The sequence below is a fragment of the Limnobacter sp. SAORIC-690 genome (assembly GCF_002954425.1).
In the GTDB taxonomy this organism is placed as follows: Bacteria; Pseudomonadota; Gammaproteobacteria; order Burkholderiales; family Burkholderiaceae_B; genus Limnobacter; species Limnobacter profundi.
Genome location: NZ_MQVZ01000001.1, coordinates 3326419 through 3342098, shown reverse-complemented (window position 1 = coordinate 3342098; position 15680 = coordinate 3326419). Strand labels below are relative to the sequence as shown.

At 54.5% G+C, this 15680-nt stretch carries 14 protein-coding genes; 4 read left to right on the top strand and 10 right to left on the bottom strand.

Translation table 11 applies throughout. The features are described 5' to 3' along the window. Window positions 1–23 precede the first annotated feature (23 nt). Window positions 24–2258, top strand: a complete 2235-nt coding sequence (locus BSZ31_RS15875; protein ID WP_240605734.1) for a cation-translocating P-type ATPase — start codon at window positions 24–26, stop codon at window positions 2256–2258. Window positions 2259–2260: 2 nt separating this feature from the next. Next, the gene (gene cueR / locus BSZ31_RS15870; RefSeq protein ID WP_105029566.1) at window positions 2261–2680 is read left to right on the top strand and encodes a Cu(I)-responsive transcriptional regulator; all 420 of its coding nucleotides are present in this window, start codon (window positions 2261–2263) and stop codon (window positions 2678–2680) included. A gap of 5 nt (window positions 2681–2685) precedes the next feature. Here cueR and BSZ31_RS15865 read toward each other — a convergent pair whose 3' ends face one another. From BSZ31_RS15865 to BSZ31_RS15840, 6 genes are read right to left on the bottom strand one after another with little or no spacing between them, the layout of a single operon-like run. After that, window positions 2686–3456 carry an ABC transporter ATP-binding protein gene (locus BSZ31_RS15865; RefSeq protein ID WP_105029565.1) on the bottom strand — a complete coding sequence of 257 codons (771 nt, stop codon included), beginning with the start codon at window positions 3454–3456 and terminating at the stop codon, window positions 2686–2688. Window positions 3457–3487: 31 nt separating this feature from the next. Continuing rightward, window positions 3488–4447: an iron ABC transporter permease gene (locus BSZ31_RS15860; RefSeq protein WP_240605733.1), complete on the bottom strand. Its 960-nt coding sequence runs from the start codon at window positions 4445–4447 to the stop codon at window positions 3488–3490. A 56-nt stretch (window positions 4448–4503) separates the two neighbouring features. Then, a complete protein-coding gene (locus BSZ31_RS15855; RefSeq protein ID WP_105029564.1) occupies window positions 4504–5103 on the bottom strand; it encodes a TetR/AcrR family transcriptional regulator in 600 nt (199 codons plus the stop codon). Further along, on the bottom strand, window positions 5087–6571 hold the full coding sequence (gene adeC / locus BSZ31_RS15850; RefSeq protein WP_105029563.1) for an AdeC/AdeK/OprM family multidrug efflux complex outer membrane factor: 1485 nt from the start codon (window positions 6569–6571) through the stop codon (window positions 5087–5089). The genes BSZ31_RS15855 and adeC overlap by 17 nt, the downstream gene beginning before the upstream one ends. Window position 6572: 1 nt before the next feature. After that, window positions 6573–9707: an efflux RND transporter permease subunit gene (locus BSZ31_RS15845; RefSeq protein WP_105029562.1), complete on the bottom strand. Its 3135-nt coding sequence runs from the start codon at window positions 9705–9707 to the stop codon at window positions 6573–6575. Window positions 9708–9731: 24 nt separating this feature from the next. Beyond that, window positions 9732–10892, bottom strand: coding sequence for an efflux RND transporter periplasmic adaptor subunit (locus BSZ31_RS15840; RefSeq protein ID WP_168427019.1), 1161 nt, complete (start codon window positions 10890–10892; stop codon window positions 9732–9734). A gap of 186 nt (window positions 10893–11078) precedes the next feature. On the opposite strand from BSZ31_RS15840, the gene BSZ31_RS15835 reads away from it, so the two are divergent. Beyond that, complete coding sequence (locus BSZ31_RS15835; protein WP_105029560.1) at window positions 11079–12383, top strand: NAD(P)/FAD-dependent oxidoreductase; 1305 nt, start codon at window positions 11079–11081, stop codon at window positions 12381–12383. Window positions 12384–12406: 23 nt separating this feature from the next. Here BSZ31_RS15835 and BSZ31_RS15830 read toward each other — a convergent pair whose 3' ends face one another. From BSZ31_RS15830 to BSZ31_RS15815, 4 genes are read right to left on the bottom strand one after another with little or no spacing between them, the layout of a single operon-like run. After that, entirely contained in the window at window positions 12407–13138 is a 732-nt protein-coding gene (locus BSZ31_RS15830; protein WP_105029559.1) for an SDR family oxidoreductase, read from the bottom strand. Beyond that, complete coding sequence (locus BSZ31_RS15825; RefSeq protein WP_105029558.1) at window positions 13135–13398, bottom strand: SemiSWEET transporter; 264 nt, start codon at window positions 13396–13398, stop codon at window positions 13135–13137. Before BSZ31_RS15825 ends, BSZ31_RS15830 begins: the two co-directional genes overlap by 4 nt. Beyond that, window positions 13398–14351, bottom strand: coding sequence for a PA2778 family cysteine peptidase (locus BSZ31_RS15820; protein WP_105029557.1), 954 nt, complete (start codon window positions 14349–14351; stop codon window positions 13398–13400). Before BSZ31_RS15820 ends, BSZ31_RS15825 begins: the two co-directional genes overlap by 1 nt. Further along, window positions 14348–14731, bottom strand: a complete 384-nt coding sequence (locus BSZ31_RS15815) for a PA2779 family protein (RefSeq protein WP_040513516.1) — start codon at window positions 14729–14731, stop codon at window positions 14348–14350. Before BSZ31_RS15815 ends, BSZ31_RS15820 begins: the two co-directional genes overlap by 4 nt. A 133-nt stretch (window positions 14732–14864) precedes the next feature. Here BSZ31_RS15815 and BSZ31_RS15810 point away from each other — a divergent pair, with 133 nt between their 5' ends. Then, window positions 14865–15437, top strand: a complete 573-nt coding sequence (locus BSZ31_RS15810) for a hypothetical protein (protein WP_105029556.1) — start codon at window positions 14865–14867, stop codon at window positions 15435–15437. The last annotated feature ends 243 nt before the right edge of the window (window positions 15438–15680 follow it).

Here is a 15680-nt window from a genome sequence, read left to right as displayed (position 1 = left end):
CCATCACACCATGGAGAGCAAGCATGAATTCCAATCCGTCCAATACCATTGACATTGCTGTGGGAGGCATGAGCTGCGCCTCATGCTCCAGCGCTGTCGAAAAAGCATTGTTGGCTACACCCGGCGTCATTAGCGCAACGGTGAACCTGGCCACCGAGAAGGCCCGCGTGCAACTGGCCAAACCCGATCTGTTGCAAAACGCGATTGCGGCGGTTCAAAAGGCAGGCTATGACGCGGAGCCCGTCAAAACCGATTTACCGACAGTTCAGAGCGGCCAGCAACCCGCTGCAATCGCCCAAAAAGTGGATACAGAAGGGCAAATGGTGTTGTGGGGGGCATTGCTCACTTTGCCCTTGGTGTTGCCCATGGCCGGAATGCTGTTTGGCAAGCACTACATGTTGCCTGGCTGGGTACAACTGCTTTTGGCCAGCCCGGTGCAATTTTGGTTGGGGGCCCGTTTTTATCGGGGAGCATTGAAAGCAATTCAAAACCGCACGGGCAATATGGACCTTCTGGTGGCCATTGGTACTTCTGCGGCATTTGGTTTGTCGGCTTACATGTTGGGCGAGGGCAACCCGCATTTGTATTTCGAGGCGTCTGCCGCTGTGATCACCTTGGTGATGTTGGGCAAGTGGCTGGAAACACGCGCCAAGCGGCAAACCACTGCAGCCATTGCTGCGTTGCAAGCCTTGCGGCCCGACACCGCCAAAGTGATTCAGAACGGGCAAGAAAAAGTGCTGCCGATTGCCAGTGTGGCGGTGGGCATGCAGGTGGTGGTGAAGCCCGGTGAGCGAATTCCGCTGGATGGCCGTGTACTGGAAGGCGAAGGCCATGTGGATGAGGCCCTGATTACCGGGGAAAGCCAGGCGGTTGAGAAATCTCCCGGAAGCCTGGTAACCGGCGGTGCTGTGAACCTGGATGGGCGCTTGTTGATTGAAGTGAGCGCTGTGGGTGCTGAAACCACGCTGGCCAAAATTATTCGCCTCGTCGAAGACGCGCAAGCCGCCAAACCTGACATTCAAAAGCTGGTGGACAAGGTGAGCGCCGTGTTTGTACCCGTGGTGTTGGTGATTGCAGCGCTGACTTTGGTGTATTGGGTGTTTTTGGCTGACGGTGGCAACCTGGAGTTGGCCATTGTGAATGCGGTGGCTGTGTTGGTGATTGCATGCCCTTGCGCCCTTGGTTTGGCCACACCTACTGCAATTATGGCAGGCACGGGCGTGGCGGCGCGCCATGGAATTCTGATTAAAGATGCACAGGCGCTGGAGCTTGCCCATCGCATCAACACGGTTGTGTTTGATAAAACCGGCACCTTGACTGAGGGCAAGCCATCTGTGGGTGCAGCCGTGCCGTTTGACAGCAATAGCCTGCACAGTTTTCTTGCCAAGGCAGCAGCTGTTGAAGCGGGCAGCGCTCACCCGCTGGCCGCAGCTGTGCTGGCTTATGCGCAAGGGCAGGGCGTTCAATGGCCTGGGGTAAGCCAATTGCAGGACCAGCCTGGGCGTGGTGTAAGTGGCATGGTGAATGGCACACGTGTGTATGTAGGTACTGCGCGATGGATGCGTGAACTGGGTGTGCCGGAATCGGCGTTGAGCACGGTGAACCAAGCTTTGCCAGACAACGCACCCACCCATGCCTGGGTTGCTGAAGACCAGCAAGGTGAAGTGTCCTTGCTGGGGGCCTTGGGTTTTGGTGATGCCCTGAAAGCAGGCGCTTTTGCAGCTGTGCAAAATTTGACCAATTTGCGGGTGAAATCTGTGTTGTTGACAGGCGACTCCAGGGCGAGTGCCCAACGCGTTGCCCAGGCGCTGGGTATTTCAGATGTGCAGGCTGAACAATTGCCGCACAACAAGAGCGAGGCTGTGGCCCATTATCGCCAGCAGGGCCAGGTGGTGGCCATGGTGGGCGATGGAATCAACGATGCGCCTGCGCTGGCAGCTGCGGATGTCAGTTTTGCAATGTCCAGTGGCACGGAGGTGGCCATGCATGCAGCCGACATCACACTGATGCGACCCGACCCCGCCCTGGTGGCTCAAACCATTGATATTTCCAGACGCACTTACAACAAGATCAAACAAAATCTTTTCTGGGCTTTTGTGTACAACGCAGTGGGAATACCCTTGGCCGCGATGGGACTGCTTAACCCGGTGGTCGCAGGCGCAGCCATGGCTTTGAGTTCAGTCAGTGTGGTCAGTAACGCCCTGTTGCTGACTCGCTGGAAACCCAAACTATTGAAACCTGAAACAGTGGAGTTGTGAACATGTACGCAGAATGGACACGCAAAGATTGGTTCACGATTGGCGAAGCCGCCATGGAATCGGGAATCACCGCGAAAATGATTCGGCACTATGAAATGGTGGGTTTGTTGCCCGAGGCCAACCGCACCGAGGCTGGTTATCGTTTGTACAACAGCCGGGATTTGCACTTGCTGCGTTTTATCCGGCACTCACGTGACCTTGGTTTTTCGATCAAACAAATTGAGGAATTGCTTGGCCTGTGGCAAGACAAAACGCGCCCAAGCCGGGAGGTCAAAAAGCTTGCTCAATCACACCTGAATGCACTGGAAGCGAAAATTCGCGAATTGAATGCAATGAAGGCCGAACTGGAACGCCTGGTTCACTGTTGCAAAGGTGATTCTCGGCCCGACTGCCCGATACTTGAAGGGCTGGCTGCTGAATAATCAGATCAGTGATTGTCGGGAACCACCGCAATATGGCCCGACTCTGTTTTACTGACTGTAACTGGAACGCCGTACAGTGCGCTCAAGGTCTCGGAGGTGATTACCTGATGGGCGGGGCCAAGCGCAAGCACGGCACGCCCTTTCAGCAAGCAAGCGGTGGCATTGACTCCCAAAGCATCTTGCGGGTTGTGCGTGCTCAGCACCACACTTTTTCCGGCGGCTGCAAGCGATGCCAGCGTGTGCATTACCTTGGCCGCATTGGCAAAGTCGAGATTGGCGGTGGGTTCATCGAGAATCAGAGTTTGCGCACCCTGACACAGGGCACGCGCTATCAGCACCAGTTGTTGTTGCCCGCCTGAGAGCAGATTGAAATCTCGTAGTTTCAATTCACTGATGCCCAATTGTCCCAGAGCATTGTGCACCGCTTGATGGTCGGCCTGTGTGGGGCCACCGAACAAACCCCAATGCGTGGTTCGGCCCATCAACACGGTATCCCACACGGAAAACCCGAGATTGTTGGCATGGCTTTGGGGCACATAAGCCAAGTGCTTCGCCAATGCCGGTGACGCCAGGTTTTGCAGGGGAGCGTTGTTGATCAGCACCCGCCCTGCGCAAGGGGGAATCAGGTTCAACAGCGTTTTGATCAGTGTGCTTTTGCCGCTGCCGTTGGGGCCGAGCAGGCAAAGTATTTCGCCTTGTTTCAACTCCAGGTTAACGTGCTCGACCACTGCACAGCCCCCGTGGCCCACTGACAGGTTTTCGGTTTTCAGGCTCATGAACTGGCTCCCGCACGCCGTAGTAGCAGTCCTAAAAAGAAAGGTGCACCCACCAGGCAGTGAGAATGCCCAACGGTATTTCAAGATCGCCTGCGCTGCGCGAGGCCATGTCCACCAACAACAAAAACAACGCACCCATGACGATGGACATGGGCAACAGACGAGCAAGGCTTGGACCCACCAGCAGGCGTGCTGCGTGGGGAATCAACAAACCGATCCAGCCGATGACGCCAGCCACGGCAACCACCGCGCTGGTCATGATGGTGGCAAGCGCAATCACGGCAATTCGAAGGGGTTTGACTTGCACTCCCAAAGCGCTCGCCTCAGCTTCGGGCAGGCTCAGCACATTCAGACGCCAGCGCAGCAAATACAGCACCGAGCAGGCCACCAGCACCACTGGCGCCACCACCCAAACTTGTGCCATGTGCATGCCGCTTAAACTGCCCAGCAACCAGAAGGTAATGGCTGGCAATTGATCGTAAGGGTCGGCGAGAATTTTCAATAAAGAAGTGATTGCCCCAGCCAGTGCACCCAGCACTACGCCGGTCAACACCAGCACCAGGGTTCGGTCAGCATGTTGAATCGCTTTGCCCAGTGCAATCACCAATGCCACTGCGGCTATGCCACCTGCAAATGCCAGGCTTTGCACACCCAGGCTGGGCAGGCCCAGAAACAAACCAAGAACGGCACCCAGCCCAGCGCCCGAGGACACACCCAAAATATCGGGCGACACCAGCGGGTTTCGAAACAGAAGCTGATAAGCCGCGCCAGCTGCCGCCAAGGCAGCGCCCACTAAAATGGCACCCAGCGTGCGGGGTAGTCGAATGTCTTGAACCACTTGCACTGCCATCGGTTCGCCGGTACCCAGCAAGGCATGCAGGCTATCGAGAAGGCTCAGGGGATAAGCGCCCAAGGTAAGCGACAGTGCAGCAAAGCCGATCAAAATGATCAGCAGCAAAGGAAGGCTGTAGGGGAGGACAGCTCGTGGCATGTGGGGCGCGGCAGTGAAGTAGAGCCCGAGTATACCCCAGGCCTGCCGCGCCAATCTCAGCTTTGAAGCATCTGCTGAATCACACTTTTCAAGACGCGGGCAATGTCGTCAGCCTTCATGTCCGGGTCGCGTATGGCGCGAATTTGAAGTCCGTCGAACAGAGCCATCAGAATGGTGGATTTCGCAGCCAGATTGAGCTCGCAGGGTGGCGAGTCTTTCAAGGGCTGAATACCTTTGATCAGATGCGTGACCTTCTCTCGAATTACCGCGTCGGTGCCTTGAACCGTGGCGGCAATTTTCGGGTTTCGTGCGGCCTCTGCCAAAATTTCCGTATCCAGTTCGCTTCGGTCAATGCGCCGTTGCACACCTTCATCCACCGTGCCCAGCATGGCTTTCAGAATGTCTTTCTCACCTTGAATTTTTGCGATTCGCTCAAGCGCCTGGTCCAGGTCACGCTTGACCATGGCTTCAATAATCGCTTCCTTGCTTTCGAAGTAGTTGTAGATGTGCCCGGCACTCATGCCAAAAGATTTCGCAATCTCGGACATGCTGGCACCGTGAAAACCGCTTTTCCTGAAACACTCGGCTGCTGCATCCAGAATTTGCTGGCGGCGAAGTTCCGCCTTACTGGTCATGGTTTTAGCCTCGTTGATCATTGTTGCTTCCTCCCGATGTGTAGCCACTTGCCAGGTTGGCGTCACTCTCTGTCCAGCCACCGCCAAGCGCCTTGTACAAGGTCACCAGGTTGGCAGTGCGCGCCAGTCGAACTGCGATCAGGTCTTGTTGGGCAGAGTAAAGCGCTCGTTGCGAATCGAGCACATTCAAATAGCTGTCAATGCCGCGTTTAAACCGGGCCTCGCTCAGTTTGTAGCTTTCCGAGGTGGCCTCCACCAAGGCATTTTGTGCATCCAGTTCAGCATCCAGTGTGCCCCGTGCAGCCAAGGCATCAGCCACTTCACGGAATGCGCCCTGTACTGTTTTTTCATATTCAGCCAAGGCAATTTGCTGATCTGTTTTTGCGACCTCGAGGTTGGCACTGTTGCGGCCAGCATCAAATATCGGCAAGTTGATTCTGGGTATGAAGCTCCAGGTGCGTGAGCCTGATTCAAACAGGCCATCCAGCGAGGAGCTGGCAGTGCCTGCATCAGCGGTCAGGGTAATGCTGGGAAAAAACGCGGCACGGGCTGCGCCAATGCGTGCATTGCTGGCTTGAAGCAGACGTTCGGCCGACTCCACATCGGGGCGACGTTGCAATACCTCGGAAGGAATGTCAGCGCGAAGTTCAACCATGGCGGCGGCACCCTCCAGGTTACTGTCGGGCAGCAATTCCTTGGGAATGTTTTTGCCCACCAGCAGCTCGAGCGCGTTGCGGTCTTGGGCCACAGCACGTGTAAACCGGGCCACATCGGCGCGGGACACTTCGACGCTGGTTTGAGCCTGGCGCAAATCCAGTTGAGAGGCCACACCCAAATCAAAACTGCGCTTGATCAAATTGTAGGCGTCACGCTGGTTCTTCAGGGTGTCTTGCGCCAGTTCAAGCAAGGCTTGATCAGAGGCCAGGGTGAGGTAACTGGAGGCCACCTCTGCGATCAAACTGATTTGCGTGCTTTTGCGTGCTTCTTCTGTGGCCAGAAAACGCTGCAAAGCCTCTTCATTGAGGCTGCGCACCCGGCCAAAAAGATCGAGTTCATAGGCAGCAAAACCCACTGTTGCGCTGTACTGTTTCGGGGTGACACCGCCAGAGCGACCTCCGCTTAAGTCAGCGGGCAAGCGTTGCCGATTGCCTTCACCATCTGCAGAAATCGTGGGGAATAAATCGCTGCGTTGCACTTGGTAAAGCGCGCGTGCTCGCTCAATATTCAGCGCTGCAATTCTTAGATCCCGATTTTCTTTCAAGGCCAGTTCAAGCAGTTGCTCCAGGCGCTGGTCCACAAACAGATCTCGCCAGGCCAGGTCAATCGCGGCCTGCGCTGTAGGGCTGTCGGCCTGGTAGGCCTCACCTTTTGGCCAGTTGCTGGCCACTGGCGCAGCAGGCTGTTCATAGGTGGGAGCCAGCGTGCCGCAACCGGCCAGGGCCAGTGCAAACACCAGCGGAGTGCATGTCCAGAATTGAATTTTATTCATATCATTCTCCTTGCGCGGTGGCATTTTTCTCGGCCCGTTTTTTGCCAAACAAGCGGGTGACCACCACAAAGAACATGGGAACAAAGAAAATGCCCAGCACGGTTGCAGAAATGGTGCCGCCCAGTACGCCGGTACCAATCGCGTTCTGGCTGCCCGAGCCTGCGCCAGTCGAAATAGCCAAGGGCACAACGCCCAAACCAAAGGCCAGCGAGGTCATGATGATGGGGCGCAAACGCATGCGTACCGCATCCAGTGTGGCTTCCAGCAAATCGCGGCCCTGGTCGAATTGCTCCTTGGCAAATTCAACAATCAGGATTGCGTTTTTAGCTGACAAACCCACAGTGGTCAGCAATGCCACCTGGAAGTACACGTCGTTGGCCAAGCCACGGCCGCTGGCCGCAAGCAGGGCACCCACCACACCCAGAGGCACAATCAGCATGACTGCGAAAGGAATGGACCAGCTTTCATATAGCGCTGCCAGACACAAAAACACGATCAGCAAGGAAAGCGCATAGAGCAGTGGTGCCTGCGAACCCGACTGCCGTTCTTCGTACGACAAACCCGTCCACTCAATGCCCATGCCCTCAGGCAAGTTTTCTGCAATCGCCTCCATGGCGTCCATGGCGTCGCCTGAACTCATGCCGGGTGCCGCCTGCCCCTGAATTTCAACAGCGGGAAGGCCGTTGTAACGCTCAAGGCGTGGAGAGGCCATGGACCACTCTGCTGACGAGAAGTTGGAGAAGGGCACCATTTCGCCGTCGCTGTTGCGCACATAGAACCGGTTCAGGTCTTCGGGCAACATGCGGAATGGCGCATCGGCCTGCATGTACACGCGCTTCACACGACCTCGGTCCAGAAAGTCATTGATGAAACTGCCACCCCAGGCCGAGGTGAGCGTGTCGCTGATTTCTGCAACACTCACACCCAGAGCCCCCGCTTTTGCATTGTCAATATCAAGCTGATATTGCGGAGTGTCGGCAGTCGCATTGGGGCGAACACCCGTTAATATGGGATTTTTCGCGGCTTCGCCAATCATGCTGTTACGGGCCTGAATCAGCGCATCACGGCCCAAACCGGTGCGGTCTTGAATGAACAGGTTAAAGCCGGAGGCATTGCCCAATTCCCGAATGGCTGGGGGTGCAAATGCAAAGGCCTGTGCTTCTGGCCAGCTTGCGAATTCAGCCGAGGCACGTTGAACAATGCCAGCCGCTGAGTTTTCTTTGCCGGGGCGTTCACTCCAGTCGCGCAGCCTCACAAAGCCAATGCCTGAGTTTTGTCCGGTGCCCGAGAAACTGAAACCTGCCACGGTGAACAGGGACTTCACATTGTCACCTTCCTCATTGAGGAAGTAGTCTTCCATCTTGGCCAGTACCTGCAAGGTTTGTTCTTGCGTGGCACCCGCTGGTAGTTGCACCTGCGTGAAGAAGACGCCTTGGTCTTCATCGGGCAGGAATGAAGTGGGCAAGCGGGTGAACATGAAGGCGGTAACAGCCAACAGGCCACCGTAAATAATCAGGTATCGCCCCGACTTGTGCAGCATGCGCCCCACCGCACCCTGGTAGCGTGCATTGCTTGAATCAAACTTGCGGTTGAACCAGCCGAAGAATCCTTTTTTCTCGTGGCTGTGGCCTTTCTCAATGGGCTTGAGCATGGTGGCGCACAAGGCCGGTGTCAGCACCAGTGCAACAATCACCGACAAGGCCATGGCTGACACAATGGTGATTGAAAACTGCTTGTAAATAACACCTGCCGAGCCCGGGAAAAATGCCATGGGCACAAATACCGCCGACAGCACCAAACCAATACCCACCAAGGCACCGGTAATTTGGTCCATCGATTTTCGTGTGGCTTCCAAAGGCGACAAACCTTCCTCGGCCATAACACGTTCCACGTTCTCAACCACCACAATGGCGTCGTCCACCAGCAGGCCAATGGCCAGTACCATGGCAAACATGGTCAGTGTGTTGATTGAAAAACCAAATGCAGAAAGCACCGCAAACGTACCCAGCAACACCACGGGCACTGCAATGGTTGGAATCAGCGTTGCTCGGAAATTTTGCAGGAACAGGTACATCACGAGGAACACGAGAATAATCGCCTCGATCAGGGTTTTGACCACGCCTTCAATGGAAATTTTTACAAATGGAGTTGTGTCGTAAGCCACATCCCATTCCATGCCTTCGGGAATCAAGGGAGTGATGCGCTCCATCTCGGCGATCACGCCCTCGGCGGTATCCAGTGCGTTGGCACCGGAGGCCAAACGAATACCAATACCCGATGCATTGCGTCCGTTCCAGCGGGGCAAAATATTGTAGTTCTCACTGCCGTAATCAATACGTGCCACGTCTTTCAGGCGCACAGTGGCGCCATCTCCAGTGGTTCGTAAAATGATTTGCTCGAAGTCTTCGGGTGTTTCAAGCAAGGTTTGTGCAGTGATGGTTGCAGTCAGTGTTTGACCCTTCACAGCCGGTGCACCGCCCAATTCACCCGCAGACACCTGCGCGTTCTGGGCCAGCACGGCATTGCGAATATCGCCGGGCGTCACCTTGAACTGATTCATCTTGTCGGGGTTCAACCAGATGCGCATGGCATAGGGGCTACCAAACACCTGTACCTCACCCACGCCGTTCACGCGGCTCATGGTGTCTTGCACATTGGTGGTGATGAAGTCGGCCAGTTCGGTAGAACTGTATGCACCATCCACTGCTGTGAAGGCGATCACCAGCAGGTAACCAGCTGAGCTTTTAGTCACCTGAATACCCTGGCGTTGTACCGCATCGGGCAGCAAGGGCACAGCCAGGCTCAATTTGTTTTGAACTTGCACCTGTGCAATGTCTGGGTTGGTGCCAGGCTCAAAAGTCAGCTCGATTCGCAGTCGACCGGTGGAGTCACTGGTGGATTTCATGTAGCGGAATCCATCCAGGCCAGTCATTCGTTGCTCAATCACCTGGGTGACCGAGTCTTGCAGGGTTTCAGCAGAGGCACCTGGGTAGGTGGCTTGAATGGTGACGGCGGGCGGTGCAATGGCCGGGTACTGCGCCACAGGCAAGTTGAAAATGGCCAACGCGCCGGCCAGCATGATAACTATCGCGATCACCCACGCAAAAATGGGGCGATCAATAAAAAATCGAGACATGGTACTACTCCTGCCAGGCGTTGTTTATTTGTTCTCAGAGTCGGAAAGGATTTCCACTTCCTGACCGGGACGAACTTTCTGGATACCTTCGACAATCAGGCGATCACCTGCCTGAAGGCCTTCTGCAATCAACCATTGGTCGCCAATGGCCCTGGCTGTCTCTACGCTGCGCTTTTCAACTTTGTTGTCCTGGCCTATTACGAAGGCAGAAGGCGCACCGGTTGCATCGCGCATAATTCCCTTTTGCGGCACCAGAATACCGTCTTCGCGCACACCTTCTTCAAGTGAGGCTCGAACATACATGCCGGGCAACAACTGTTGTTTCGGGTTGGGGAATACGGCGCGCAGTGTCACTGTGCCGGTGTTTTGGTCCACGGTTACATCGCTGAACTGCAGCTTGCCTTCCTGCGCGTAGCTGGAACCATCTTCAAGTTTCAGTGTGACTTTTGCCGCGTCCTTGCCAGCGCTTTTCAATACACCACTTTCCAGGTCGCGCTTGAGTTGAAGCAGTTCGCTGGTCGATTGTGTCAGGTCCACATAAATGGGATCCAATTGTTGAATGGTGGTCAGCGGGCTGGCTTGCCCCTGCTGTACCAATGCGCCCGGTGTAATGCTGGAGCGGCCAATTCGACCGCTGATGGGTGCAGTCACTTTCGTGTAGTTCAGGTTGATTTGTGCCGATTGAACTGCGGCTTTGCCCGAGGCCACATCCGCTTCAGCCTGTTTCAAGGCGGCATAAGCATCATCGCGTTCTTGCTGGCTTACGGCATTGAGCTTGGCCAGTTCCTGGAAGCGATCATTTCGAATTTTTGCACTGGTGAGGTTGGCTTCCGCCTTTTCGAGCATGGCTTTGGCACTGGCATATTCGGCCTGGTAAGTGGAGGCATCAATTTGATACAGGGAGGTGCCTGCCTTCACATCGCCACCCTCCTGAAACTGGCGTGCCTTGATAATGCCATTCACTTGGGGCCGCACCTCGGCGATGAGGTAAGGGCTGGTTCGGCCAGGCAATTCGGTGTAAAGCGACACTGGCTTTGTAGCCACCTCAAACACGCGAACTTTGGGCAAAGCGGGGGCAGCCGCGGCATTTGCACCGCCTTCTTGACTGCCGCAACCGGCCAGGGTCAACGTGCCAACAGTCAACAAGGCGCTGGTGCCCAGCGCCATTTTTCTTTTATTAATCATGGTACTACCTCGAAATTAACAATGCGGGAACAGTAAGTAGACTAGAATGCTGAATGAACGTTCATTTTTTCATTGAAAAAATTTGCTGTCAAATTGGGGTTTACCACTGGGCAGGAATGAGATTTGCTCAAAAGCCCTCTTGGGCTTCTAATGTGATCAATCAGTTTTATATCAGGGGGAAAAGATTTGGACCTTTCATCAATCGTGATTGTCGGCGGCGGTGCAGGTGGCCTGGAGCTGGCCTGCAAACTGGGGCGCAAGCTGGGCCCTGACCGCGTTACCCTGGTCGATGCCAAGATGTACCACATCTGGAAACCGTCGCTGCATGAAGTGGCGGCCGGTACGCTGGACATTCACCAGGAAGGTTTGTCCTATCCCATGTTGGCCCACAACAATGGTTTTAACTTTGTACTGGGCGCTATGGAGGGGCTGGATGCCCACGGCAAACAGCTTGAAATTGCAGCGGTTCGTGACGATGTGGGCGATGAGGTGCTGCCCAAGCGCGTGTTGCAGTTTGGAACGCTTGTGATTTCCGTGGGCAGTCAATCCAATTATTTTGGTGTGAAAGGTGCGCAAGACTTCACCATTTCGCTGGACGGGCCGCAACAGGCCGAGAGCTTCCGCTTGAAAATGCTCAAGCATTTGGCCACGCTTGATTTGCGTAAGAAACTGGATCCATCGGCGAGCCTGGACATAGTCATTATTGGCGCCGGTGCCACCGGTGTTGAGCTGGCCGCGGAGTTGCGGGAAGCCAGCCACGTTCACAGCCGTTATGGTTTCAGCCGTATAAACGCAGCCAGCGATGTGACTATCACCATTCTGGAAGGAGCTCCCAGCATTCTGCCTGTGCTGCCAGAAAGTGTGTCGAGCGCGGCCTTGCGTTTGCTCGAGCAGCGCCACATTACTGTGGTCAACAATTGCAGGGTGGTGGAAATTTCACCCAAGCAAGTGGAGGACGCCAGTGGCAACCGCTACAAGGCCGATTTGTGCGTGTGGGCCGCGGGCATTAAGGCACCTGCCTGGCTCGCCAATCTGGGTTTGCCCGTGAACCGCAACAATCAGCTGGAAGTGGAGGGCGATTTGCGGGTGAAGGGTCAGCAGCACATTTTTTCGTTGGGTGATTGTGCAGCCTGTGTGCAACCTGATGGCAGTATGGTTCCGCCCCGCGCACAGTCTGCGCACCAGCAGGCTGATTACATTTACAAAACCATCATGAACGCCGAACGCGGCAAGCCAGCGTCGAGCAAGCCTTATTTGTACAAGGACCATGGCTCTTTGGTGTCTCTGGGTTCTCGCAGCTCGGTGGGCAGTTTGATGGGCGGATTATTCAAAGCGAGCAGCATGTTTGTGGAAGGTTTTTTTGCACGCAGCATGTACGCGAGTTTGCACTTGATGCACCACTATGCCGTGCTGGGCGGCATGAAAACTTTTTTACTCGCCATGGCGCGTTTTCTGCTCAAACGCGCCACACCCTTGGTGAAGCTGCACTAAACCTGTTTCGGCGGGTTTGCGGGTCAGTAGGCGCGTAGATCGTCCACAGCAAGCCTGCCGAAATTCGGACTCAACAGGTACTGCACCAAGCGTTCACCGCTTGACTCTGGGCTGCTGAGAGAATTGCTGTTTTTTAACTGGATGAATCGTTGTTTGTTGGGGAAAAGCGATTCGTCGGTTTCCCGAATTTGTGTTTGCATGGCGGTGTCAATCACCCCGGGTGCCAGGCTGCAAATGGCAACATTCGGAAGTTGGTCTTCTTGCACAGCCCGTGCGTGCATGTCGAGCGCGGCCTTGGTGGCGCAATACACGCTCCAGCCCGGGTAAGCACTTTGAGCAGCGCCACTGGATACATGCAGTATCCGAAGTTGCTGCGTGCCCTGAATTTTCCGGGCCAGCAAGGCGCTCAGGGCCAAAGGCACTGCAACATTGAGCTGAACACTTCTGGAAATATCGACAATGGTTTGCGCACTCAGTGGCCCAATCGGTGACACCAAGCCCGCGTTGTTAATCAAAAGCAATTGTGTTGCGCTTGCAATGAATTTCCGCAATTGAGTGCTGCTTTCAAGCTGCTCAAGTGCGCCGGGTTGTGCCAAATCAAGGCTTATTTGCTGAAGATCTTCGTTGTATTGTTGTTGAAGTTCAGTGTTTTGTGACCGGGAAATGCCCAATACAGCATGCCCTTGTTGCAGAAGTGCGCGGGCAATACCCAAGCCCAGCCCTTTGCTATGCCCCGTCAAAATTGCCTTGATCATGGTTTTTGATTCAGTTTCAAATACAGAATAGAGCTGGCGAGCAACAATGTGACTGCATTGGCCACCACAACAGGCCATTGCCGCACCAACAAGCCGTAAACAAGCCACAGAAGCACGCCCAAACAAAAACACGCGTACATGCCCAAAGAAATGCTTCGGGTGTCGCGTGTTTTCCAGCAATACACCACCTGCGGAATAAACGAAAAGGTGGTGAGTGCTGCGGCCACAAAGCCCAAGGTTTGGGCCCAATCCAGCTGCATCAGTCGGCCTGTATTTTCTGGGCTGTTTCCTTGTAGGCAGCAATGCGCCCGCCGCCGATGGCAATCGCTTTGTTGATCGCTGCACGGGCTTCATTCTTGCGGTCCAGCTTGATCAGAGTCTCCGCCAGGTTGTTCCAGGCATCAGCCATGTCGGGGTACACACCCACTGCCTTGCGGTAGTGCTGTTCGGCTTCCACATAACTTTTGGCCCCATAGGCCAGGTTACCCAAACCAAAATGAAACCAGGGCTCGGTGGGCCAGGTTTTCGCACCCTGTTGGTAAGCCTGACCGGCTTTCTCAGTGTTGGAGCGCTCAAGCGCAACCGCTGAATTCAGATAGCCTTGTGCATTCACGTAACTGGGTGGTTCGGCGGTGGTTTTAATCACGGTAAAGCCCCAGTTCTGTGAGCGTTCCCAAAGTTTCAAAAAGGTGGCCACGGGGATCAACTCACGTTCCTTCGGGCCAGAGCGCAAAACCATGCTGTTGCTGCCAGGCTCGTAACCCACCACCACGGCGTAGTGCCATTGCGGTGCAATCGGCAGTGAAAGATTCAGCAAAACCACCACGGGTGCGCCAGCATTCAGGGCGTCAAACAGGGCGGGAAGTTTGGGCTCAATTTGGTAACTCAGGTAGCCCAAGCGGCGGGGTGCAGCCAGCATTTCAAGTTGCAAGCTGCCTTGGCGGCCTGGCAAGTAAACCAGCTCAGCCAGTTTGTTCGGATCGGTATTTTCACCGGCATGGTTGAGCACCATGGCCAATGTTGACGGGCCGCAGTAAAACTCTTCCTGTGCGAAAAACGGCACGTTTTTGAGTTCAACAGGTGCTTGGGTTTGAACGGTGTTTTGAAGGTCTTGCGGGACTGTTGGCAAAATTGAACAAGAGGCCAACAGCCCTACAAGTACAGCTGAGCCCGCCAAGCGGGCCCAGGCGGTACTGGAAAAACGTAATTTCATCGAACGGAACGGGTAAACGGAAATACCTTGGTCAGGCCAAGAATGTCGGTTACCAACAAAATAATGAAGACAGTAAATAGTACACCAACAATGCCGGCACCTGCGGGTGCGTTCTCAATGTGGGCGGCAAGCTTCTGGGCTTCTTCTTCTGTCATGGAATCCACACGGGCCTTGGCAACTTCAGGGCTTACACCATGAGCTTGCAGTGCTTTGGCAATGTCTTCACGATCGAAGAATTGCTTGAGTTCGGAGCGGTCTTGCTGATGCATGGCAACCGCTTCTTCGGTGCTCACGATTGCTGCGTGGGCTGGTGCCACAATAAAGCTGCTTGAAAAGCTCAACAAAACTGCCATTGCTGTTGCGCGCATAGTTTTAGTCATTTTATTACTCCATCATTCTTGTGTGTGGGAAAGACCATCATAGGGTTAAACAAGCTTTACTGCTTATTTATTCCGAGTCAACCAAACGAAGGCCGTTGCGTTTTAGTTGACATCACGGCAAGGAGGATTTGTGATGAAAACTCGATTGTTCAGGATTTTTTCGGCCAGTTTTGCAGTTCTGACTGGTCTTGCTCTCGCCCCCATGCAGGCTCAGGCCGTCAACATCTCTATCGGTGTGGGCGGGGAAGTGCTTCCCGGTGTGTATGGCTCAGTCAATATCGACAACGGGCGCTACCCAACGCTGGTGTATGCAGAGCCCCTGATTGTGACTCGTCCGTCACGTATTTTGTCACCGGTGTACTTGCATGTACCCCCGGGACACCTGAAAAAATGGGGTCGCTATTGTGGTCGTTACGACGCATGTTCACGGCCGGTTTATTTCGTGAAGTCTCGCGACTACTACGACTTCAGCCCGCGTTACATTGAGCAGCGCTACATTTATCGAGACCGCGTGACCTACGTGAATCGTGGTGGCTATGACCGTCGCGACTACTATGACCGCAGGGATTACGACCGCCGCGACTATGATCGCCGTGATTACCGTGAGTATCGCCGTGACCACGACCACCGTGGGCACGGCAAACACTGGAAGCATGATGATCGAGGCCATGGACATGGCAAACATGGTCGAGGTCGAGACGACTAAGTTGTAAACAATAAGTTTTAGTTTCACTTCACAAAGCCGGCTGGTTCAGCCGGCTTTTGTTTTTTTACCAGCACAGGTTAATCATTTGTAAGTAAAAAGCTGACATAATGTAAGGCTTAATGTTTTCAATCAATTGTTTGATTGGTTTTTGAATGGACATCGCGATAAGCTTTATCTAGTTGAAATATAAGTGAAATATTTTTCCTTTACCCAAATAAGAGGGTAAAATTCATCCTATTCATT